Below are 23622 nucleotides of genomic sequence, written 5' to 3'. Positions count from 1 at the left end.
ATATGAAAATTTTTATCAGCACTGGTGAGGTTTCTGGCGATTTGCAAGGATCTTTGTTAGTGGCAGCCTTAAAACGTCATGCTGTCGCCGCCGGTTTGGAGTTAGAAATAACCGGATTGGGCGGCCCTCGTATGGCGGAAGCTGGGGCTACTATTTTAGGCGATACTGTGGGCATTGGTTCTATGGGCCTTATAGAATCAGTGCCGTATATTTGGCCCACGATCAAAGTTCAGCAAAAAGCTAAACAATATCTCAAAAACTTTCGCCCCGATGCTGTTGTATTGATTGATTATTTGACTCCAAATCTCGGTATTGGCAGCTACATCCGGCGCTGTTTGCCTGATTTGCCGGTGGTTTGGTACATCGCACCTCAAGAATGGGTTTGGTCAATTTCTCCTCGCAATACTGATCTGATTGTCAATATTTGCGACCAACTTTTGGCAATTTTTCCAGAGGAAGCTAGTTATTATCAAAAAAAAGGAGCCCAAGTGAGTTGGGTTGGTCATCCTTTGGTGGATAGAATGCAGTCTGCGCCCAGCCGGGAAGTTGCCCGCCAAACTTTGGGAATTGGGCCGGAACAGGTGTCGATCGCCTTAATTCCCGCCTCCAGACACCAAGAACTCAAGTACCTGATGCCGGTTATATTTGAGGCAGCTCAAATTATTCAAGCTAAATTGCCGGAAGTTCATTTTTGGATTCCGCTTGCTAACCAAGCTTTTCGCAGCAAAATCGAACAGGCGATCGAGAATTACGGTTTGCGGGCTACATTGTTAGAAAATCAAACTCTGGAAATCTTGGCTGCTGCCGATCTGGCGATTACTAAATCTGGTACTGTTAATCTGGAGTTGGCTTTGCTGGATGTTCCGCAAGTTGTCCTCTATCGCGTCAGTCCAATTACGGCTTGGATTTTTCGCCACGTCCTGAAATTTTCGATTCCTTTTATGTCTCCGCCCAATTTGGTGCAAATGAAGCCGATCGTCCCGGAGTTACTGCAAGACGACGCTACTGCGGAAAATATAGTGAATCACGCACTGGAATTGCTGCAAAATGCCGATCGGCGCCAGCAAACTTTGGCAGGTTATCGGGAAATGCGGGAAAGTCTCGGAGATGTGGGTGTGTGCGATCGGGCCGCTGTGGAAATCATGAAAAATGTTAAATTAAATACAGCTTCTTAAAGCATTTTTCGTCTTGAAAGCTTATGTATAAACCCGGTTTCTTTGTGGCTGGATCGTGGACAAACCTACGATATATTACCAGAAACGCGGTTGATTTCCTTAATTTCTATTAAAGCAACTTTGTTATTGAAATGTTATGCCAAGCAATCGGAAAAAGCGACCGATCGCTGTTGATTTATTTGCAGGCGCGGGCGGCATGACCCTGGGCTTTGAACAAGCAGGTTTTGATGTACTTGCATCAGTCGAAATTGACCCTATTCACTGCGCCACACACGAGTTTAATTTCCCGCTGTGTTCTATTCTATGCAAAGATGTCACACAGCTTACGGGATCGGAAATTCGGAAAAAATCGGCGATCGGGGGGCGCGAGATAGACGTAGTAATCAGCGGTTCGCCCTGTCAAGGATTCTCCATGATGGGCAAGCGCGATGTTGACGACCCGCGAAATTCTCTAATTTTTCACTTTCAGCGCTTAGTCTTGGAGCTAAAACCCAAGTTTTTTGTAATGGAAAATGTGCCGGGAATTGCATCAGGAGAACACAAAGAACTCCTGAATGTTTTAATTAGCTCTTTTCTGAAACGTGGCTATAAAGTAGAAGAAAATTATCAAGTTCTCAACGCTGTTCACTATGGAGTGCCGCAAGCTCGCAAACGCTTGTTTCTGATTGGGTGCAAAGCAGGTTATGAGCTACCCAAATACCCTCAGCAAACTACTATATTGCCTAAAATTAAAATTCCTAAACGCTATAAAAAAATTAATTTACCTGCTGTCCCGACAGTTTGGGATGCGATTGGAGATTTGCCGGAAGTGGAAAAGTACAGCGAGTTGCTGCACCGAGATTGGGTGATGGCGGAGTACGGAAAGTGCAGCACTTATGCGAGTATAATGCGCGGAATTGATGGTTTGGATGATGATTATTCCTACGATCGCGAGTACGATCGACAAATCCTCTCTTGTAGTTTGCGAACTAAACATTCTCAGGAATGTATGGAAAGGTTCCATGCGGCCAAACACGGCGAAAAAGAGCCGATCAGCCGTTTTTACAAGCTGCATCCCGAGGGAGTTTGCAACACTCTCAGGGCCGGAACCGACAGGGCGAGGGGGGCTTATACTTCGCCGAGGCCGATTCACCCGATCGCCCCTCGGTGCATTACAGTCAGAGAAGCTGCGCGACTGCATTCCTATCCTGACTGGTTTAGATTTCACGTCACAAAATGGCACGGTTTTCGCCAAGTCGGAAATTCTGTACCACCGCTACTGGCGAAAGCTGTCGCAGCGCAGATTATTAGGGCTTTGGGCGTGACAGCAATTAAGCCGAGTCTCAAGCTGACATGGGGAGATGATTCGTTGCTTAAACTGAATTGGTCGGAAGCAGAACAATATTATCTAAAAAGTTAAGAATTAGATTTAATTATCTATAATTGGGAATTGGTGAGTAGTAATTGGGAATTGGAAATTGGTGAGTAGTAATTGGGAATTGGGAATTGGGAATTGGTAATTGGTAAATAAGTAGTGATTTTTGCCTTTCATCTGCACACAGCGGCTTACATCAAATTGCATCACTACTTATGGAGGACTAGACCAATTAAGCGCGGGTTAGCGTCCCCTGCATCAGTGAACACAGTTCGATGACCCGCACGAGATGTCCCCAGTAGTTAAACAAACCGGGAATGTATTCCGGCGCGCTGTGCAGGTTTTTCAAGGTAAAAGTGGGAACTATTTCAACTACTGGTCTGCAATCCAAGGCGTAGCGATCGTCAGATACATAAAATAGCCAAATCAACATCTAGATATCAGGGGAGATTTGAGATTGTGAAAGTCTGCCGAAAAACATTTTGATAAATTTCGCTGAGTTTTGCAACAATTACGAGTCTTTTGGAATTCTAGAGCTATCTTGGAAAAAGTGTATTTTCAGGAGACTCAAATACTATGGGTTGGTTTAAAAGACTGTTCGGACTCGAAAAGCCTGCACCCCAGGCTGAACCGATGGCACAAGTAGTACAGCAAGCTGCCCAAGCGCAATCCATCGCTCCTGCTAAAGTCGGCCCAGACGGAAATTTTGACGAAAGCGGCCTTGCGAAGCGGGTTGCTTTAGCTTTTGACGGCGATCCAGAAGTTGCTGATATCGAGACTGTTTATGTGGCTCAGCTCAGCGGCACGGTTGTTCTCAAAGGTCAAGTTCCCAGTCAGGAAATTCTCGACAAGTTGGTGGCGATCGCCTCTGCTGAAGAAGGTGCTGCAGGCGTGCAAACCGATCAGGTGACAGTTGGCTAGTTCTTCGGAACCGAAGCAGTTTCGCTCCGGGTGCTGCTCCAATTAGTCAAAAACTCGATTAAACCCGCTCCGGCGGGTTTTTTCTTGCCGTCTCCCCCTCAAAATATTAATTTTTGTAAATAAAACGGATTCATCTCAAAAAACAGTATAATTGAATACAGAAACTAAAAAAGTTTTAGCCAAAAAATCAACCCTGACCTGACTGCCCTTTTTATCTTCATAAATATAAGGATCAAAAAATATGAAACTCACTTATCGCGGTTCAAACTACGAGTACGACATTCCTACAGTTGATATGGTCGAAGGCGAAGTGGCGGGCAAATACCGGGGCCAAAACTGGAACTATCGGTATCCGAGACACATTCCCAACCCCAAAAAATACGGTGGCACCAACAATACCAAAAAGCGAGATGCTCAAGCTGGCGATCGGGATGCCGCAGCAGCGCGCACCTCAGCGACAGTGGAATATTACCCCACAGTTGTGGAAGTGGCGCAAGTGCACCAGGCAAATATTTGCAATATTCTCGATCGTAGAAAGCAAGCAGCCAAGGCCAAGGGCGATGAAACACTGCTGCGCTTGCTAGAAATTGAGTCGAGACAGATGGTGTGTTAGAGAAAAGCTTCAGAAAACAAAGCGTTTGTCAAGAGGGGGAAGTTGAGTTAAGCTCAATTTCCCCCTTTTGATGCTGTTGGTGCGATCGATCTTGCACCCTCGAAGCGATATCAATCGTCGGGATTTTGGGCGATGCGATCTTTTTTAATGCGATCGATCTCCTCAGCACTCTTTTGGGTGCGATGGGTTTTGACGATTAACTGTATAGCTTGAGCAATCATCGATGGGATAACATCGAGGACGGGTTTACCTGAAAGCACATCGAGATTTCCCTTCACACCAATCAATATGGCTAGAACGATCGGGGCAGTTGCGATCGCATGGCGGAGGAACTTTTGTCGATCGCTTTGGCTGTTGTTTTTCATGTTCGGAACCTTCTGTTATTAACTAATATCAACAGGTTCTCTTTGGGGTTGTAAGCTTAATCAACTCGTAGCGATCGCAGCGAAAAGTCTTGTAAAATCGGGATAGTAGGGGTTTGGGGTAGTAACAATAGTTTGGGGTAGCCCCAGACTTTATGGTAATTTTTGGGACTTCTATGCCGCGAAATACTTACGGGCCTACGATTAAAAAGCGGGTGAAGCGCCTGTTGGAGGCATTGCTTGCTTTCGTCAATTGGGAATTTGAGGACAGCTTTGACATTGAATCCAAGTGGGAAGCGGAAGACAGTACCAACCCCAAACTGATTGTCAAAACAACACTGGTCACTTTGGAGTGGTTGATAGCAAAAGACAAATATCCTGGCAAGTTAACTAAACCTCAAATTCGACAAGCGCTGAACCTGTTAAAAGACTTCTTGAAGATTTTGGAGGACAACCGCACCAAAACCAAGGGAGTTGATACCTGGCATTTCACGCTGACGCTGTGGTCAAAAGATCGGGAAAAGAATCTCAAGCTGTTTGATAAGGCGTGGGAAGATAGCAGACCAGAAAAGTCTAAAGCTTTAGATGCCAACTTCAAGAAATCTGATGCGTTTGACTGGCGAAATATTTGCCTCGCCATGTTGGAAGCAGAGAAACCGCTAACCACCAATGCGTTGATGCGCGATGAGGACGATCGCTTTGAGTTAGAAGAAATCCACGTACCGCTAGCATTAGTAGAGCGCAAAAAACCTAATCTGATCGGTGGCGAGACTCAAGCAGAGCAAGGTTCGCGCCTGTACGAGCCAGAATACGAAGAAAAGCAGCGGTTTGAACACGAACAGTTTTTGCTGGATATCCTCACAGACGGGAAAGGTAAGCATAACGGTAAGCGCATCGCTATTATTGGCGAACCGGGGGCGGGAAAAACCACCTTGTTACGCAAAATCGCCGTTTGGGTGCAGGAAAACACCGAAATTTTACCGATTTCGATTTCCCTGGCAGATTTACCAGAAACCAATTCCCAGCAGCAATTTCTAGAGCAATATTTACTCGACAAATGGCTTCCAGCAGCGCTACCTTATTTCTCCCCGGAAATGGTGGAAGTGACGGAAGCGCTGAAAACCGAACTGAAAAAACTGTGCAATCAGGGGCGAGTTTGGTTGTTGTTGGATGGCGTGGATGAAATGCCCGTGCAGAGAGAAGAACGCCTCGGGGCAATTTCTAACCAATTGAAAGGTTGGGTGGGACAAGCGCGGGTGGTGCTGACTTGTCGGCTGAATGTCTGGGAGGCAAACCGCAACGTGCTGGCGGACAATTTTGAGATTTATCGCACCTTGGAATTTAGTTATGGGGATAGTACAACGCCGGATAGAGTGGAGGAATTTATCGCCAAGTGGTTCAACAAAACGCCAAATTTAGGTCAGCAATTGCGACAGGCGTTAGACGAACCGGGAAAAGAGCGAATCAAAGATTTGGCGAAAAATCCCCTGCGGTTGGCGCTGTTGTGCAGCACTTGGAATTTGTGGCGCGATCGTGATGGTTTGCCAGATACAAAGGCGAAACTTTATCAGGGATTTGTCGAGAAGTTTTATGATTGGAAAGGTAAGGAACCCACAAATGATACTCAGCGGGAGAAATTAAATCGGGCATTGGGAGAGTTGGCCAAGTTGGCGATCGACAAAACTGAATCCCGGTTTCGACTTAAGCACAGTCTGGTTTGTCAGGTATTAGGGCAACCAGATGAGGAGTTGTTTGGGTTGGCGTTGAAATTGGGTTGGTTGAACAAGGTTGGTTTGGCGGCTGAAAGCCCCGATGAAACAGTTTATGCTTTCTGGCATCCCACGTTTGAGGAATATTTTGCTGCTTTGGCTGTTGATGATTGGGATGATTTCTTGCCTCGTAATCATGTCGATAGTCCTGTTTATGGCAAGCGCTATCGCATTTTTGAGCCGCAGTGGAAAGAGGTGATTTTGCTGTGGTTGGGTCGAGAGGAAGAAGATAGAGAGGAGAAAGAGGAGAAAGAGGCATTTATGAAGCGAATCATAAACTTTAACGATGGATTCAATGGTAAATTTTATTGGTATCGAGCTTATTTTCTAGCTGCTGCTGTAATTGCTGAATTTAGAAGTCACTTTGCTGATGAGATTGCACAGCAGATTATAACGTGGAGTTTTGATTGTTTCTATAAAGAAGTTGGTTATTTCTCTAAAAACTTACAGGATGCTCAATTTCATTCTAGTATTATAGAGGGAGCTAGGGCAGCACTGCCGGAAGCATACTACCATAAAGCTGTGGAATTTATATTGCCATTACTAGATAGAAGTAAGGCTCGGCATATGCGACATGAAGCGATCGAGACTTTAGGAGTAATCGGCACTGGTAATTGTGATGCAATCGAGGCTTTGAATAGCATAATAGACGATGGCTATGAAAATATCTGCTGTGTAGAAATAGCTTCTTGTAGCCTGGTAAAAATTACTACAGGAAATCTACAAGCAAAAGCCATTCAAAAAATCATTAATTGGATCAATAGCGATTCTACTAAAATTGCTATATCTATTAGTAACCTTTTTATGGAAAATTTAAAAATTGATTTTGAGAGTTTAGATTTTATTATAGAAGTTTTTGCGAAACATCTAGAAAATATTGACCCCTTTTATTCACATCATAACTGGTTGAGTGCTAAGGCTTTTTTGAATATAGCCCCAATTGACCACCCACAATACCAGTATGCTACGGACATCAAAAATATAAGCGAGGCAAGGATTAAGCAACTTGAAGATAGCGCAATAGATGAGTTGCTCAATGATATCAATATCCTAGGTTTAGGGGATATAACAGCAAAAGAATTAGAATCGCAAATTTTTAAAGTAATTTATCATTTAAACTTCATTTTACGTACCAACCAAGACAATGAAATTCAAAAGATAGCTGGTGATTGCTTAACATCAATATTGCTAGGTCAACAAGTCTCCAATCAAGCTATTTTTTTACATTTAGTAATTCAAGGCTTAAAAGATTGCCCAGATGCTCGTATCCGCGAAAACTACTCAGTCCTCTGGCACTGCGCCCAAAACCTCCCTTACCCCACCTTCTATGAAGCATGGCACGATTCCCCCACCACACGCGATCCAGAAGTCCCAGAAACTACCGCTGATTCTACCCCCTCGGCACAAAGTTTCAACACAGCAAACTTACCCCAAGTCCTTGCCAATGCTATTGACCACGAACCAGATTTATCTAACAAACTAAAACTAATTTGCATCGACATCAGCAAATTCATAGACCCGGATAACCCCGCCCAAGAAATTTACGATGAGATGCTAAATCAGAATTGTCCAGAGTGGCAAAATGGGTATCCCGATACAATGCAAAAACTCAAAATTTATTGGAATTCCCTGCGCCGCCAAAGCGAAATCCCCCTGTTTTTCATCTGCTACGATTCCACCGCACTTTCAGCCACACGCACAGGATTTAGCGATTCATTTCTGAAAGCTTTCAGCAAATTCGATCGCGCGATTTGTGTGGTGTGCGAACAAGGAAATATTCCCTTGCCAACTTTTTCACCCAGCCAACCCGATTTAGTCGCTGCTGTTGTAGCATGGATTCGGCGAAGTATACTAGAAAATAGACATCCTATTTAAGAGTCGATCGACAAAGCATGAACTATGACACTTACAAAGACCGAGTATAAATATATAGAACTCAACGAAGACAATGTTCCCATCATAGCCGGAACTACGATGAAAGTCGTTGAATTAGTCGAAGCTGAGATAGCTTATGGTTGGAGTCCAGCAGAATTACACCTCAATTATCGCTACTTAACTATGAGCCAAATTCTTTCTGCGTTAGCTTATTATTGGGATCGCAAACAAGAACTCGATGCAGAAATCAAGCGACGAGAAGAGTATGTTAAACAGGCAGAAATTGAAGCTGGCGAATCTCTTTTTGCTGCTAGACTACGTGCACAAGGGCTATTGCCTTTGTAGCTTCCCTTACATTCAACCCTTGACACAAACCACCTGCTTCAAAGTAGCCACAACTTCCACCAAATCCGACTGCTGACTCATCACCTCATCAATCGGCTTATAAGCCCCCGGAATTTCATCTAAAAATTGCTCATCTTTCCGGCACTCAACCCCCTCAGTCTGCCGCACAAAATCATCGAGAGTGAATACATTCTTCGCTTGATTGCGAGACATCAAGCGCCCCGCACCGTGACTGCAACTACAGTAGCTTTCAGCATTTCCCTTCCCTTTAACAATGAAAGACTTCGCCCCCATCGAGCCCGGAATAATGCCGTAATCCTCTACATCCGCGCGCACAGCACCCTTGCGAGTCACATACACATCTTCGCCAAAATGCACCTCTTTTTCCGCGTAATTGTGGTGGCAATTCACCTCTAATAAAGGCTTAACAGATTTGCCGCCCGCGACGTGCTTTTCCACAATTCGCTTAAACCGATTCATCATTACATCGCGATTAAAACGAGCATAATCTTGCGCCCACTGCAAATCGTGCCAGTAAGCCGCAAACTCCCGCGTACCCGCTACAAAATAAGCCAAATCTTTGTCAGCCAGATTAATTTCTGCCAGTTTAGCTAAATCTTTAGCAGTCTCGATGTGCTGCTGTGCGAGCAAATTTCCAATGCCGCGAGAACCGGAATGCAGCATCAGCCAAACAAAGTTTTCAGTATCAACGCAAACCTCAATAAAATGATTGCCGCCTCCGAGGGAACCCATTTGTTTTAAGGCTTTATTGTTTTGGTGCTGTACGCCTTGATGAAGTTCCTTAAATTCCCCCCATCCTTGCCAGTTGGTGACAGTTGTTTCTACTTCTTTGTTTTCGGAAAATCCGACAGGAATTGCGGCTTCGATATCGAGGCGAATTTGTTTAAGTTTGCCTTCTAATTTGTGAGCCTTGAATGGCATTTTAACGGCAGCCATCCCGCAACCAATATCAACCCCCACAGCAGCCGGAATAATCGCTTCTTTTGTGGCAATTACTGAACCGACTAAAGCACCTTTGCCTAAATGTACGTCGGGCATAAGTGCGACGTGTTTGAATACAAAGGGCAAAGATGCTACGTTGGCGGTCATTTTGGTTTCTTTTTCGCCTAGGGCGTGATTTGCCCAAGATAATACTGGTTTTGGGGCTGATATGTCTAATTTTTCGTAGGGCATTTTTGTTTAAGTTGGTTTTGCAATTTTTTGTGTAGTATTATTGTAACATATAACTTTCGGATGTCAAAAACACTAATTCTTGTAGGGTGTGTCAGTCGGGAATTTATTTTGGGAGTTATAAAATGTTTACTGACGCACCTTACCCACTAATTCTTGCGCCGTCAACTTCACATCCAATGCAGTACCGGTATTGTTTGTAAGTCCGACAGTCCGACAGGGAATGAATTCCCTGTCTCATAGCGAAAGTCCTCTGAAAGAGGACTGAAATCGATCGCACTTCCCGTCAAAATCTACAGTCGGTTTTAACCGACTTTCGCTTTGAGGCAGGGGTTTAAACCCCTGCCGGATTGCGTCGAAGTGCATAAAAAGCTGACACTACATTTTACAAATTCGGAGTCTTTCTCGCCGCCTTCTGCACAGGAATAGCAACTGCCTGCGGTTTCTTCTTCGCTGCAAACGTCCCAAAGAAATCGTGCAGCAAAATATAGAAACACGGAATAATAAACAGCGTCAGCAGCGTCGCCAGCGACAAACCGGAAAACACCACCACACCCAGCGGTTGCAAGAATTCTGAACCCTCTCCAATACCCAAAGCTAGGGGAAACAAACCCAAAACTGTGGTAATAGTTGTCATCAAAATCGGCCGCAAGCGCTGAGGTGCCGCCCTGAGAATTGCGGTTGTGCGATCGACTCCTTCCTCTTCCCGAATTTGGTTCGCCAACTCGATCATAATGATGCCGTTATTCACGATAATTCCCACGAGCAAAATTGCACCGATCATCACCGTCGCACCGATCGCAGTTTTGGTCACATAAAGCCCGAATACTCCCGCCGCCAACGCCAGCGGCACTGTCAGCAAAATCACCAGCGGGTCAACCAAAGAATTGTACTGCACCGCCATCGCTACAAACACTAAAAAAGTCGCCAACCCTCCCAAAAGCTTGAGAGAAGTTTGCAATTGCTCATTAGTTTCAGCAGCCGCACTCGGCACAATTCTTACTCCTCGCGGCAACTTGAGTTCTGATAAAACTGCATCGACTTGCTGGACAGCATCGCCGAGACTTGCACCCTTATTCAAGTTTCCGACAACTAAGAAAACTTGCCGCTGATTGAGACGCTGAATTTCTGCCGGCGCTTTGCCGAGAATAATATTTGCCACGTCGCTTAAACGGATGATGCTGTTATTGCTGCCCGATAATGGAATTTGTCCGAGTTGAGCAATAGATTTGACAGAAGTGCGATCGAACTGCACCCGCACATCTATTAATCGGTTTCCCCGCTGCAACTGAGTGGGAACAGCACCTTCAATTGCTGTCTGAATTGTCTCCCCAATATCTTGGGCTGTCAGCCCGTACACAGCAGCCCTTTCCCAGTCTGGACGAATTTGTACCTCTGACTGCGGCGGGTCTGCCTCCGGCCGAAACCGGGCTAATTTTACCTTCTCATCTAATGCTTTTAATATCTGACTGCCTGCTTCCTGCAATGATTCTTCAGTGTCCCCCTGAACCACGACATCAATTTCGCCACCCCGCACTGGAGAATTAGTTAAAACTAAACCCCTAATCGATTCTGGAACTAGCCGCAGACGAGTTCCTTTAGGAAGGTCAATTTTTTTCAATTCCTCAGTCATTCTTTCTGTAAAATCGGTGGTATTGGTACCCGATTTGAGCGTAATTGTGCTGCTTCCCCGGAGCAAATTTTCAACCGTATTGTTGCCGAACAGCAGCCCTCCCGCTGTCGTTAAAGTGTACTCTGTTTCTGGCTGTTGTAGTAGAATTTTATCGACAGCAGCAATCACTTTTTGATTTGTTTCCAAGTTAGTACCCGGAGGAAATGAAGCAAATAATCTGGCTTGGCTTGTATTAACTCTGGGCAAAATTTCTTGGGGAATTTGTCCCACCATCACCCAAGTGCCGCCACCTAAAATTACAAAAGCGAGGGCAATGATAATTAACCGCAAACCCAGCACTTTTGACAGCATTGAACCGTAGGCTCGCGTGCCGTTTTCAAAACCGCGGTTGAAATGTTTTATCGGCCCGAACTGACTGATACCGCTGGAATAAGACATTCCCATCAAGCGAGAAGTCAGCATCGGCACTACCGTTAAAGCTACTAGCAGAGACGCTGCTACTGCAAAGCTAATTGTCAAAATCAATTCGTTAAATAGCAGCGAAAAGAAGCCACCGATCAGCAAAAATGGCAGCACTGATACTAAGTTTGCCGCTGTAGAGGCAACCATTGCTGATTCTACTTCTTCACTCCGCTCTACCGACTCTTCTATCGTGCGTTCTTTTCGATCTTTGATTTTGCCTTTTTTCAGATGAGGGTTGCTGTCTAGACCGACTACAATATTTTCTAAAATAACTACGCTGGTATCGATCGCCTGACCGATTCCTAGCGCTAAACCGCCTAAACTAAATAAATTCAGCGACATACCGAACAGCCGCATTAAAATAATGGCTGCTAGAGTACACAGAGGAATAGTCAGAGAGATAATCAGGGTTTGTCTCAGGGAGCCTAAAAAGAACAAAACTGCGACCGCAGCCAGCACTGCCCCAGAAACTCCTGCATTCGCCACATCGGCTAAGGAATTGCGGATAAATCTGGATTCGTCTAAGGTAGTAACTACGGTCATGTCCGCCGAAATTAAGCCCGACTCCTGCATTTCCTTGATGCGATTTTTCACTCCGTCTACAACAGTAATAGTGTTGGCGTCCGGCTGTTTCAAGATGCTAATTTTAACGGCAGGTTTTTGATTGAGAAAAACTTTTACTCGCTGTTCTTCGGTGCCGTCATTAACTTGGGCAAAATCGCGCAGGTAAACTCGTTTTGGCGGGTTGGAACCGGATACTTGAAAGGAAAGATTGGCGATTTCAGAAGCTGTTTTAAAGCGACCGATTGTGCGCGTCAGCGGTTCGTTAGATTCTTGCCGCAGCCGGCCGCCGGAAGTGTCTAAATTGCGATCGCGCAAAGCATTAAAAACGTCGTTAAGATTAACTCCTAAACTTTGCAGCCGGTTCAGGTCAATATTAACTTGAATTTCTTCTTGAACGCCGCCGGAAACGTCAACGGAAGCTACTCCGGGAATAACGTTAATTTCCCTGGCTAATTCTTCATCGGCAAATACCCGCAAATCTACCCCTTGTCGCGAGTCTGAAGTCAGGGCAAATTCGTAAACCGGCTGTTGAGAAGGGTCAAATTTAAACAGATTTGGCGATTCAACCGTATCGGGAAGTCGGTTGCGAATGCGGTTGACGGAGGCTGTAGCGTCATTAAGAGCCTGGTCAATATCGCCGCCCGGTCTGAAGAATAAATCGACGCTGACTTGTCCTTCGCGGGTGCGGGAAAAAACTTGCGTGACTCCTTCTGTTGCGGAAAGTCCTTGTTCGAGGGGGCGGGTAATTTCGTCAACGGCGACTTCTGGGGAGACTCCGGGGGCGTCTAAGCGCACGCTGATGCGGGGATAGGTGATGGAGGGCAGCAAGTCAACGGGCAGTTGGGTTATGTAGAAAATGCCCACGACTATAATCGCAAGTGTCAGCATGAGGGTGCCGATGTGGCGGCGAATCGCGGTCGCGCTAATGCTGAATCCGGGTTTGTCGGCTGTCATTTGATTTTAGATTTTAGATTTTAGATTAAAGAATTGGAAAGTTTACACCGTCACTCAGCCTGCAAAGGAATGAATCGCGGGGCTAGTGACCAAATTGTTTTCGGTCAGGCTTGATTTTGTATAGGGAGTGAGAGAATATTTACGCTCCGCACCTGACAAGTAGTATAATAAATTTTAATAAATTGTGAAAAATGTTTTTTTGAATATTCCTTTAGAGGTAGTCGATCGCCCACAATGCAGATTGACAGAAATTGCGATCGGCTTTTTTATCGATCGAAAGCAATTGCGATTTACCGCTATCGTGGGGGTGGGTTGACTATATTGTTGGTCTTACCCACAGATGGTTTGTAAAACCCGCCCCTCCATTCTTATTCGGCGTTGCTGATTTACGGTATGGAAGGCTAAATATGCCGGATATTCCGTACTTCGTGGGCTAATTTATCTGAAATTAATGGTCTAAATTTTTACACAGCAAGGTTTTCCAGTCTTACTTTAGTTAATTTGGAGCCATTTTTTCCTTCGATTCATACATAGCTTTAGTTTTCACTACTTAAACTAATCGTTTGGCACACTAAGTAAGGAAGAGCCAGCTTTACTAACAAGTTCTTTCTACTGATTTACTGCCATTCACCACCTTTCCTAAAAAAACCCGGTTTCAGGAAGAAACCGGGTTTTTCACACTTAAACTGCGTGTTTTCGATACCACTCAATCGTATTTTTCAACCCTTCCTTAAACTTCACCTCCGCCACAAAACCAAACTTTTCCTTAGCCCTTTGGGTATCCAAACAGCGGCGCGGCTGACCGTTCGGCTTGTCTGTTTCCCAAACAATTTCTCCCTCAAATCCCATCAATTCGCAAATCGTTTCCACTAAATCGCGAATTTTAACTTCGCTATTCGTTCCCAAATTAACCGGGTCAGATTCACTGTAATCTTGCGTTGCCATCACAATTCCTCGGGCGGCATCTGTGGAATACAAAAACTCGCGGCTAGGGCTGCCGTCGCCCCAAACGGGCAGTGTTTTGTCTCCCCTTTCTTGCGCTTCGTAGACTTTGCGAATTAATGCGGGGATGACGTGGGAACTTTTCGGGTCAAAGTTATCTTCTGGGCCGTACAGATTTACTGGTAGCAAGTAGATACCGTTGAATCCGTACTGCTGGCGGTAGGATTGCAGTTGCACTAATAAGGCTTTTTTTGCTACTCCGTAAGGTGCATTAGTTACCTCTGGATAGCCGTTCCACAGGTCGTCTTCTTTGAAAGGAACTGGGGTTAAATTGGGATAAGCGCAAATAGTGCCTACGCAGACAAATTTTTCGACTCCTGCTTCGTAGGCGGCGTGGATTAATTGCGCGCCCATCATCAAATTATCGTAAAATAATTCAGCGGGTTTGACTAGGTTTAAGCCGATGCCCCCGACGTGGGCGGCGAGGTGAATGATAATATCTTGTTTTTCGGCGGCGCGCTTGCAGTTTTCCATGACGCGAAGGTCGCAGTCGCGCGATCGAGTCACCGAAATTTTATCAGCATCGGCCCCTGCTTTCACTAGCTGGTCGATTACCTGACGGCCCAAGAAACCGGCGCCGCCCGTGACTAGAATGCTTTTGCTGCTTAAATCCAAGCTGGTCATAATTTTAGCCTCGGGATTTTGAATAAAGGTCGATCGACAATTTCAATTCTAAAATTGTTGCTTTAGCAAAAAAAGCTTTCAGCTACAGGATGAGGTTGCCCACAAATTTGTTTTAGCTGCACCCGATACGGACAATTTGCGCCGTGCACACCCGAAAGTTAGATATAGGGGTCGCGACTCCCCAACAATCATTTTAATGTTTTTTTTAGCCCGCACAGCCGAAAATTTTGCGAGCAATTAAGCTGGTTCTTTGAATGCCGATCGCGCTACGCTAATAGCTGTAACAATCCTCCGATCAGTTATGAACTGTGTGCAGGGGGAATCCCCCCGGTGCGCGCCTTTCGCCAATCGGGGTAGACACGGGGCACTACCCTACAAATTGTTCCCACTGACGGCTTCTTTGTTTAGCGGTTTAATCAAATCCGTTGCCAGAACCCCGACCTTGCTCGTCTAAAGCTTTCATGTCCGCATCTACCATTAAATGTACTAACTCCTGAAAAGTTACAGAAGGTTCCCAATTTAATTGCTGGCGCGCCTTAGTCGAATCGCCTATCAACAGTTCGACTTCTGCCGGCCGCAAGTAGCGTTCGTCAAACTCCACATATTTTTGCCAATCTAAATTGACGTAAGTAAAAGCCAAATCGAGAAATTCCTTAATGGAATGGGTTTCGTTAGTAGCAATGACATAATCGTCAGGCTTGTCTTGTTGCAGCATCAGCCACATCGCCTGCACGTAGTCTTTAGCATAGCCCCAGTCCCGCTTAGAATCGAGATTGCCCAAGTAAATCTTTTTCTGCTTGCCGGCGACTATTCTGGCAACGGCGCGAGTAATTTTGCGAGTTACAAAAGTTTCGCCACGGCGGGGAGATTCGTGATTGAACAAGATGCCGTTGCAGGCAAAAAGTCCGTAAGATTCGCGATAATTTATTGTTTGCCAGTGCCCGTAAACTTTAGCGCAGGCGTAAGGACTTCTGGGATAAAAAGGAGTTGTTTCCTTTTGCGGAACTTCCTGTACCAAACCAAACATTTCCGAAGAACCTGCTTGATAGAACCGCACTTCTATGCCCGTGCGGTGCTGATAGTCCCGAATTGCTTCTAGCAGTCGCAATACTCCCATCCCTACGGCGTCAACCGTATATTCTGGCGAGTCAAAGCTAACTCGAACGTGAGATTGAGCGCCTAAGTTATAAATTTCTACCGGCTGAACTTCTTCCAATATCCGGCGGAGAGTGGTGCCGTCCGTCAAGTCGCCGTAGTGTAGAAACAGGCGTGCACCCTCGCTGTGAGGATCGACATAGATGTGGTCAATTCGATCGGTATTGAAACTAGAACTGCGCCGGATAATGCCGTGAACTTCATATCCTTTCTCTAACAGTAATTCGCTCAAGTAGGAGCCGTCTTGACCTGTAATACCTGTTATTAGCGCTCGCTTACGTTGCGTCATCTGATTTTCCTTTGACAGGCTGTGTTAATTCACAATAAATTTTTTGGCAGAGGCTGTTGCTCCCTGCCGGCCGTATTCTCAAACTCTACGTTAACTGCTTTATAAAACTTACTCAAACTTAACTTTAGTTACCTAAAGCCAGTTGAAGTTTACTTCCTACGCTGTTGGGTAGTGGGCTATCCCAAGATAAGTAGGCTATCCCCCTTAAGCCAAAGGTTATAGAGTTAAGTTTAACACCTAAACCTAAAGTAGTCTATCTAGAAGAACTGATCTTTCTAGATGAATAAGAGATAGGTTTATTTAAGTATTTGCCCCTTTAGTTAAGCTCACAATTCTTCGATGGCATCCAGGAACTGTTTAGTTTTGACAAAGAGTTTGTCGCGGATTGTCAGTAGTCAGCATCAGTGGTCAGTAACAAATAAAACTAACTACCGATTGCTGACTGCGGACAAAAATTAATATGCGCCGTTATTTTTGGGAAAAATCACAACTCCAATTGTTTTGAAAACAATCCACATATCCATCCAAAGGTTTTTGTCATTTGCGTAATAGAGGTCGATTTGGACTCGGCGGGGATACGGAATGTCGTTGCGACCGGACACTTGCCACAAGCCTGTAATTCCAGGCCTTATGGTGAGAATTTTGTTGATGTGACGGCCGTACCTCGGCAGTTCTTCTTCAACTAAAGGTCTCGGTCCGACGACGCTCATATCTCCTTTTAAAACATTCCAAAACTGGGGAAACTCGTCTAAACTGGTCATTCGTAAAAATCTTCCAATCCAGGTAATTCGAGGGTCTTGTTTCAGCTTGAAATTGTCCTCAAACTCTTGACGCAAATGCGGAGAATTTTCCATGATTTCCAGCAATATATCGTCCGCATTTTCCACCATCGTTCTGAATTTAAGGCAATAAAACCTTTTACGGTTTTTGCCTACTCGTTCCTGTACGTAAAAAATAGGACCGGGCGAGCTTAAGGCGATTAAGAAAGCCAAAAGCAGGTAAACCGGAGCAAACAGGATCAGAACCGATAAGGAAAACAGGATGTCAAATAACCGCTTGAAAAGTTCTCCGTCGAGGCTCTGTAGAGAACGACTTATGCGTCTATCTCCTTGCAGGACAGACCCAAAACCGCGTCTTGCGATCGCTCGAATTACCTTGCCGGAGATTAGTTGGCTGTCGGCAGTCATCTTACTCCTTCACTTCACACCACACACAGTCCTGATCATAAAGCCTCAAGACGCTTTGTTCTCTCAATTATGTTTCCAATACTCAATTTTCTGCCTTCTGAAGGCTTCAAAAGGCAGAAGGAAGAAGGAAGAGGGCTTCTGGTGGCAGAAGGAAAAAGGCACAAGGCACTTATGCAGAGGTCTTCTGAAGGCACTTATACAAAGGCAGAAGGAAGATTGTCCCGCTATCGGGTTCTGGCACTCTCAAGCCCCAGACTCGGTAAAATCACGGGAGTGAAATTCCTGATAGCAGCGTTCCACAAAAGCTAGATAGCGCTGCCCAAAAACTTCCGGGGCAAACTGTTCAGCGCGCAACCTGCAGATTTCTGGCCGAAATGTGCCTTGCAACTGCTCAAATTCCTTGACAGCTTCGACTAATGCTGCTGCGGTTTGGGAGGAAAAAAATAAACCAGTCCCTGTGTCTGGGTGTTGGCGAATGTCGAGCACTGTCTCCAAAGCGCCCCCTGCTGCATAGGAAATTACTGGTGTTCCGCAAGCTTGAGCCTCTACCAAAGCTATGCCAAAATCTTCGCAAGCTGCATATACAAAGGCTTTTGCCTCTGCCATGTACTTTTCAACTATGGAGGCGGGCTGCCAGCCGAGCACTTGCACGTTAGGTTTGGCGATTTGCCGAATCATTTCTAATTCTGGCCCGGTGCCGATGACAATTAGAGTATGCCCGAGTTGATTGAATGCTTGGACGATCGCACTTACGTTTTTGTAACTTACTAACCGACAAACTGTGACGTAAAAGTCCTGTTTTTGTCGCATCAAGGAAAATCGCTCGATGTTTACCGGCGGATAAATCACCTGGGCCCGCCGCCGATAGCACCGCCAAATTCGGCGCGCAGTGTGTTGAGAGTTAGCGATGAAATAATCAACACGATTGGCGGAAATTACGTCCCACTGCCGCAGTCGATGCAACAAATATCGCGTCAGCAGACCCTGGATGCCCCGTCCGGCTTTGCTGCTACGCAAATAGTCAAAAGTTAAGTCCCAAGCGTAGCGCATGGGCGTGTGGCAGTAGCAGACGTGCATTTGCTGGGGACTGCTGAGGATGCCTTTGGCGACGGCATGGGATGATGAGAGGATGATGTCGTATTCTCGCAGATCTAGTTGTTCGATCGCGATCGGCAGAAATGGCAAATATTTTTGGACGCCGCTGCGGGCCTTGGGAAAGTGCTGCAAAAATGTTGTGCCAATCTGTCGCCCGAAAAGATAGCTTTCGGGATTGGCCGATTCAAAGTCGATGAGGGCATAGACATCTGCCTCGTCTACGTGTTTGAGAATTTCCTGTACTACGAGTTCTGAACCGCCAGTAGCTAAGGGCGTCAACCATTCGTGAACTAGGGCGTATTTGAGTTTTTTCACTTGTATTTGTAGCCGATCAAACGATTTGTTAGCGCCAGTGCTGTCAATATTAGTCTTACTGAGGGATAACTTACCCAATATCCAGCCATCAACCAGGTTTCTATGTAGGTATTTAGCTCAAACCAAGGATTTTGGGAATAAACGGAGTTTTTGTCAAATCAACCACAGCAAAACTGCACTCTCCGGCAGTGATTTCCCCGATTGTTGACAAGAAATACTATTAGGCGGAATACTGAAGGTAATTTGCGGGCGCCTAAATCTTCGGAACGGGCGATCGGCTCAATGTGGTGTGAGGAAAAAATGTCCAAATTTTTGTGGAAGGGACTTTTAATTAGTCCCGCTGTATTGGCAGCAAGTTTAGTCGTATCTTCGACGGCGCTAGCAGTAGAGCAACCTGTAGAAATTGCCACGGCAGCTCAAGCTGATAAATTGCAATTAGCAGGTGCTGCAACCGAGGCGGCCAAGTCTGAGACAGCAAAGCCTGAGACAGCCGAACCAGCGTCACTAGCTAGCAAATCAACTGTTGAAACTATTGAGAAAGAAAGTGCGAACCTCTACGAGGGCTTCACTAACGATTTGATCGCCCCAGTTGCCGAACAAACAAAAGCACCGGAAGTTGCAGCAGCAGATTTAGGCGAAACCCAACCCGCAGTAGCGCCGGCAAATTTAAGTCCCGAACAACCTGTCGCGGAGCAAATCCCCGCAGTAGCGCCCGCAAACTTAAGCGAAACGCAACCCCTCGCACCACTGGCTAATTTAAACGCAGAAAAACCCGCCCCACAGCCCGATCGGATTTCGCAATCCACTGATTCAAGTACCCAACCTCAACCACAGTCTAATGTTTTAGAACAAATCAACCAATACAGCACAGAAGGCAGTAGCAGCGAAGATGCGGCCGGCCAAGTAACATCTGTGTCGCAACTTTCCGACGTTCGGCCAACCGATTGGGCGTTCCAAGCTTTGCAGTCTCTAGTAGAGCGCTACGGGTGCATAGCTGGCTATCCTGACGGCACTTTTCGCGGCAACCGGGCGATGACTCGCTACGAATTTGCAGCAGGTTTAAATGCGTGTTTGGATAAAGTTAGCGAGCTGATTCAAGGCGGTTCCAGAAATCTGGCGACGCGAGAAGATTTGGCTTCTGTGCAAAGGTTGCAAGAAGAATTTGCGGCGGAATTAGCAACTTTGCGCGGCCGCGTCGATGTTTTGGAAGCGCGGGCCTCTGAATTAGAAGCAAATCAGTTTTCAACTACGACTAAACTCAACGGCGAAGTGATATTTGGTTTGGCCGGTATCGCCAGGGGAGATGATGCCGAAGGCCGCGAAGCTGATAAAACCACGGCTTTTGGCAGCAGGGTTCGGATCAATTTCGATACGAGTTTCTCTGGAGAAGATTTGCTGAGAACTCGATTGCAAGTTTTAAATTTGGGTTCGTTTTCTACTAATAATACTAAAACCGCTGAAGGGGAATTGCGGTTTAATGCCGGGCCTTTTGCCGAGGCTAGCAATACGGTAGGTTTAGATGCGCTGCTTTACCAATTCCCTATCGGCAAAAGCACTACTGTAATTCTCGAAGCTAATGCTGGCGCTGCTGATGATTTTGTTAACACTGTCAACCCTTACTTTGACGGAGACGGCAGCTACGGCGCTCTTTCTAACTTCGGTACTCGCAACCCAATTTACTATTTGATTGGCGGTTCTGGCATCGCTATGCGGCATCAGTTTGGGGAAAAACTCGAACTGAGTTTGGGATATATGACCGGCAATGCTGCGGACCCGACGCGGGGAAATGGTTTGTTTAACGGCTCTTACGGCGGTTTGGCTCAGTTGATTTTTACACCGAGCGACAGCATTGCTTTAGGTTTAACTTACGTTAATTCCTACAACGTCGTTACCGGTACCGGCAGCAATGCTTCTAATTTCCCGGTGCGTCTCGCTTCCTTCGGGATCGACAGCGATAGCAATATGCCAGTTTCTAGCAATTCCTACGGGGCGCAAGCTTCGTGGCAGTTAAATCGGAGATTTGCAATTGGCGGTTGGGCGGGTTACACCAACCAGCGCATTTTATCCAACTTGACTACTCCTACGGGTTCTGTGCAGAGGGGGGATCAAAAAATCTGGAACTGGGCAGTTACTTTGGCTTTTCCCGATTTGCTCAAAGAAGGAAATGTGGCGGGAATTGTCGTAGGTATGGAGCCGCGGGTAACGAGTTCTACTAATCGAACTTTGCCGGAAGATAAGGATACTTCGCTGCACGTTGAAGGTTTTTATCAGTTTAAGTTGAGCGATAATATTTCTATCACTCCTGGTCTGATTTGGCTGACTGCTCCCGACCACAATAAGAATAATTCTGATTTAGTGATTGGGGTTGTCAGAACGACGTTTACTTTCTAGGAGCAGCCCTTGGGGATTTTAGATTTTAGATTTTAGATTGGCAGTTTTAATCTAAAATCTAAAATCGCCAATCTAAAATTCTCCGAGCAGGGGTTTAATGTTTAAACAGAAACGACCAGCTTTAGCTAAAGCTGGTCTGCAAAAATAGTTAAATCCGTTGTGTTCCCACAGTGTTGTTCTCACAGTGAGGAAACCCAAGTTGCACGTTTATTTGCAGCGGGTTCTCAAAGAAATATCATCTCTCTTAAGTGGTACTATAACAACAAAATTTAATTTTGTGTAATAAAACTTTACATTACAGACGCATTTTAATTTTTAGGAGGATCGCACTTTCGGTCACTTTGTATAATCAAGCCTGGGTTCAAAAACCCGGTTCCTGCCTAGGTTTATCGGTTGCAAACCCGTTATTTTGCGTATAAACCCGGTTGAGATTGCCGATTGACCACTTTACTCACTTTGTATAAATTAAGCTGGCGCTTGCTGCGGTCTGCCCCAGACAATTCGCTCCTGCTTGTATACAACCATACCCGGTTTTGCGCCTTTGGGCTTGTATACATATTTCGGTTCTGTATAAACCACCGGGACTTGTTCGCTGTGGCGGGCGCGACTGTAGTAAGCAGTCATGTCGGCGGCAAATTGCAAATCGGTTTCTTCAGCCACAGTACCGGGTTTGAGACGCAGCAAAGCGTGACTTCCGGGAATTTCTAGGGTGTGGAACCACAAGTCGTAGTCGTTGGCGGTGCGAAAAGTGAGTTGGTCGTTTTGGCGGTTGTTGCGCCCGATTAATAATTCAAAGCCGCTGGGGGTTTGGTAGCGGTGAAATTCGATCGCAGCATTTTTGTCGGTACTGCGGTAATCTGGTACGTCTAGATATTTTTGCTGGATCAGTTCTTCGCGGATTTCGGCGAGGGTTTGCAAATCTTGGGTGTTGCGGTAGGTTTCCAACACCGAAAGCGCTACTTCAACTTGTTCTAAATAGTCGATTTCTTCCTGTACGGCGGCTAACAAAGGTTCTACGGCAATGCGGGCTCTTTTAAGTTTTTGGTGTTTTTTGTAGAGGGCTTGAGCGTTTTGAACGGCGTTTTTTTCCGGGTTTAGGGAAATGATAACTGGTTTCTCGGTTTCAAAGTCGGGGAGAGAAATTGATTTCATTCCCGGTTCCCAATGCTGCAAATTTGCCATCAGCAAGTCGGCTTGGGATTTGTGGGTGTCTGCGTCTGCAGATTGCTGCAAGCGTTCTTTAAATGTGTTGGCTTTGAGGCGCAGTTTTGCCAGGACGCTGTTGAGTTTTTGGGTAAGCTGATGCCGCAGTTGGGCGAATACTTCTTGATTGATTTCGCCTGTGTAGTAGCTGTTAAGTAATTCTTGAACGGAAGAGAAGGAAGAAGGAACAGAGGAGTTAGATTCGTTTGCAGTTTCTGCCTCTTTTGCATCTGGTGCGGGCCAATCGATTACGGTGTAGCCTTCGGGGGTAAAACTCGGGTGAAATTTCGAGTTTTCTAGGCATTGCAGCCAGTATAGCCAGCGCTGGAATAGTTGCTGCCAGTCGTCGGGATTCAGGCTGTCGGTGGATTGTTCGGGGTCTAAAGAAGCCGATCGAATCATTGACCCAATTAACGCCTTACTCAACCCTCGGTAATTCTTCAACAGATTGCGGTTTAATGGGCCGGGAACCAGGCTAATTCGTGATTGCCAGCGGTTTTGAGATTCGCTCAGACTTGGCACTGCATCGGTCAAGGACGGGGGCATTTCGTAGGGTTGCCCGGTTTGGATGGGACGGACGGTGGACTGTTTGGCGCTGACTTGGTGGGCGCAGGTGACAACGAGGTTGTCTTGGGCGGTGAGGATGACGTTGCTGTATTTGCCCATGATTTCGGCAAAGAGGTGCCACAGGGCGGGTTCTCCGGGGCGTTTGGCGAATTGCAAGTCGATGACTCTTTCCCAGGAGGAAACAGGGGCGATGGAAACTAAGGCTAAACCGCTGAGTTGATGCCGCAGTTGTTCGCTGAAGGTGAAGGTGTCGGGAATGCGGGGCGGGGGGTCGCCGACGCAGATGCGGGCGGCCACAGGATGCCAGGAAAGGTCTATCCAGCCGCGCCCTTTCATGGTACGCAGCGCCAGGGACACGGTGAAGCGATCGCGCTGGTAGACTTGTTCTAAGCGCGCTGGCAGCCATTGGGCTCGCAGTTCGCTGCAAGTGGCGGTTAAAGTTGTAAAGTCTACGGGTTGCACGGTATTCTCAGGGCGATCGAACTATCTATTTCTATGCTGACAGATATCGGTCACATTTTACTAATTATATAAAATTATTGTTTACTCTTGCTGTCCGTCTTTCCCTAGGAAAGC

The 23622-nt window shown here is 46.1% G+C and carries 16 protein-coding genes; 7 read left to right on the top strand and 9 right to left on the bottom strand.

All coding sequences use genetic code 11. The annotated features are described in order from the left end of the window. Window positions 1-2: 2 nt before the first annotated feature. A complete protein-coding gene (gene lpxB, locus QUB25_RS16685; RefSeq protein WP_333184353.1) occupies window positions 3-1175 on the top strand; it encodes a lipid-A-disaccharide synthase in 1173 nt (390 codons plus the stop codon). 136 nt (window positions 1176-1311) lie between these two features. Then, window positions 1312-2574 carry a DNA cytosine methyltransferase gene (locus tag QUB25_RS16680; protein ID WP_333184352.1) on the top strand — a complete coding sequence of 421 codons (1263 nt, stop codon included), beginning with the start codon at window positions 1312-1314 and terminating at the stop codon, window positions 2572-2574. A 187-nt stretch (window positions 2575-2761) separates the two neighbouring features. Here the strand turns inward: QUB25_RS16680 and QUB25_RS16675 are convergent, their stop codons facing one another. After that, window positions 2762-2962: a chemotaxis protein CheW gene (locus tag QUB25_RS16675; protein ID WP_333184349.1), complete on the bottom strand. Its 201-nt coding sequence runs from the start codon at window positions 2960-2962 to the stop codon at window positions 2762-2764. 143 nt (window positions 2963-3105) lie between these two features. Between QUB25_RS16675 and QUB25_RS16670 the strand changes: the two genes are divergently transcribed. Further along, complete coding sequence (locus tag QUB25_RS16670) at window positions 3106-3450, top strand: BON domain-containing protein (protein WP_333140664.1); 345 nt, start codon at window positions 3106-3108, stop codon at window positions 3448-3450. A 241-nt stretch (window positions 3451-3691) separates the two neighbouring features. Beyond that, window positions 3692-4063 (top strand): DUF4278 domain-containing protein, encoded by a 372-nt coding sequence (locus QUB25_RS16665; protein ID WP_333184346.1) that lies wholly within the window; start codon window positions 3692-3694, stop codon window positions 4061-4063. A 110-nt stretch (window positions 4064-4173) separates the two neighbouring features. Here the strand turns inward: QUB25_RS16665 and QUB25_RS16660 are convergent, their stop codons facing one another. Further along, complete coding sequence (locus tag QUB25_RS16660; RefSeq protein WP_333184344.1) at window positions 4174-4428, bottom strand: hypothetical protein; 255 nt, start codon at window positions 4426-4428, stop codon at window positions 4174-4176. 152 nt (window positions 4429-4580) lie between these two features. Here QUB25_RS16660 and QUB25_RS16655 point away from each other — a divergent pair, with 152 nt between their 5' ends. Together QUB25_RS16655 and QUB25_RS16650 are read left to right on the top strand one after the other, a co-directional pair. Next, window positions 4581-8069 (top strand): NACHT C-terminal alpha/beta 1 domain-containing protein, encoded by a 3489-nt coding sequence (locus QUB25_RS16655; RefSeq protein ID WP_333184342.1) that lies wholly within the window; start codon window positions 4581-4583, stop codon window positions 8067-8069. Between the two features lie 24 nt (window positions 8070-8093). After that, window positions 8094-8414: a DUF433 domain-containing protein gene (locus QUB25_RS16650; protein WP_333184338.1), complete on the top strand. Its 321-nt coding sequence runs from the start codon at window positions 8094-8096 to the stop codon at window positions 8412-8414. Window positions 8415-8426: 12 nt separating this feature from the next. On the opposite strand, the gene QUB25_RS16645 is transcribed toward QUB25_RS16650, so the two are convergent. From QUB25_RS16645 to QUB25_RS16620, 6 genes are all read right to left on the bottom strand, one after another. Next, a complete protein-coding gene (locus tag QUB25_RS16645; protein ID WP_333184337.1) occupies window positions 8427-9608 on the bottom strand; it encodes an RtcB family protein in 1182 nt (393 codons plus the stop codon). A gap of 382 nt (window positions 9609-9990) precedes the next feature. Next, on the bottom strand, window positions 9991-13218 hold the full coding sequence (locus tag QUB25_RS16640) for an efflux RND transporter permease subunit (protein ID WP_333184335.1): 3228 nt from the start codon (window positions 13216-13218) through the stop codon (window positions 9991-9993). A gap of 681 nt (window positions 13219-13899) precedes the next feature. Continuing rightward, the gene (locus QUB25_RS16635) at window positions 13900-14844 is read right to left on the bottom strand and encodes a GDP-L-fucose synthase (RefSeq protein WP_333042703.1); all 945 of its coding nucleotides are present in this window, start codon (window positions 14842-14844) and stop codon (window positions 13900-13902) included. A gap of 412 nt (window positions 14845-15256) precedes the next feature. Then, window positions 15257-16288 (bottom strand): GDP-mannose 4,6-dehydratase, encoded by a 1032-nt coding sequence (gmd, locus tag QUB25_RS16630; RefSeq protein WP_333184334.1) that lies wholly within the window; start codon window positions 16286-16288, stop codon window positions 15257-15259. A 455-nt stretch (window positions 16289-16743) separates the two neighbouring features. Further along, on the bottom strand, window positions 16744-17475 hold the full coding sequence (locus QUB25_RS16625; RefSeq protein ID WP_190663127.1) for a sugar transferase: 732 nt from the start codon (window positions 17473-17475) through the stop codon (window positions 16744-16746). A 243-nt stretch (window positions 17476-17718) separates the two neighbouring features. After that, window positions 17719-18885: a glycosyltransferase gene (locus QUB25_RS16620; RefSeq protein ID WP_333184332.1), complete on the bottom strand. Its 1167-nt coding sequence runs from the start codon at window positions 18883-18885 to the stop codon at window positions 17719-17721. 300 nt (window positions 18886-19185) lie between these two features. On the opposite strand from QUB25_RS16620, the gene QUB25_RS16615 reads away from it, so the two are divergent. Continuing rightward, the gene (locus QUB25_RS16615) at window positions 19186-21276 is read left to right on the top strand and encodes an iron uptake porin (protein WP_333184329.1); all 2091 of its coding nucleotides are present in this window, start codon (window positions 19186-19188) and stop codon (window positions 21274-21276) included. Window positions 21277-21741: 465 nt separating this feature from the next. On the opposite strand, the gene QUB25_RS16610 is transcribed toward QUB25_RS16615, so the two are convergent. Then, window positions 21742-23508, bottom strand: a complete 1767-nt coding sequence (locus QUB25_RS16610) for an NFACT RNA binding domain-containing protein (RefSeq protein WP_333184327.1) — start codon at window positions 23506-23508, stop codon at window positions 21742-21744. Window positions 23509-23622 lie beyond the last annotated feature (114 nt).

It is taken from the genome of Microcoleus sp. B3-D7 (assembly GCF_036705305.1).
Classification (GTDB): domain Bacteria; phylum Cyanobacteriota; class Cyanobacteriia; order Cyanobacteriales; family Microcoleaceae; genus Microcoleus.
The sequence above is the reverse complement of the archived record's forward strand: the minus strand, read 5'-3'. Positions and strand labels throughout refer to the sequence as shown.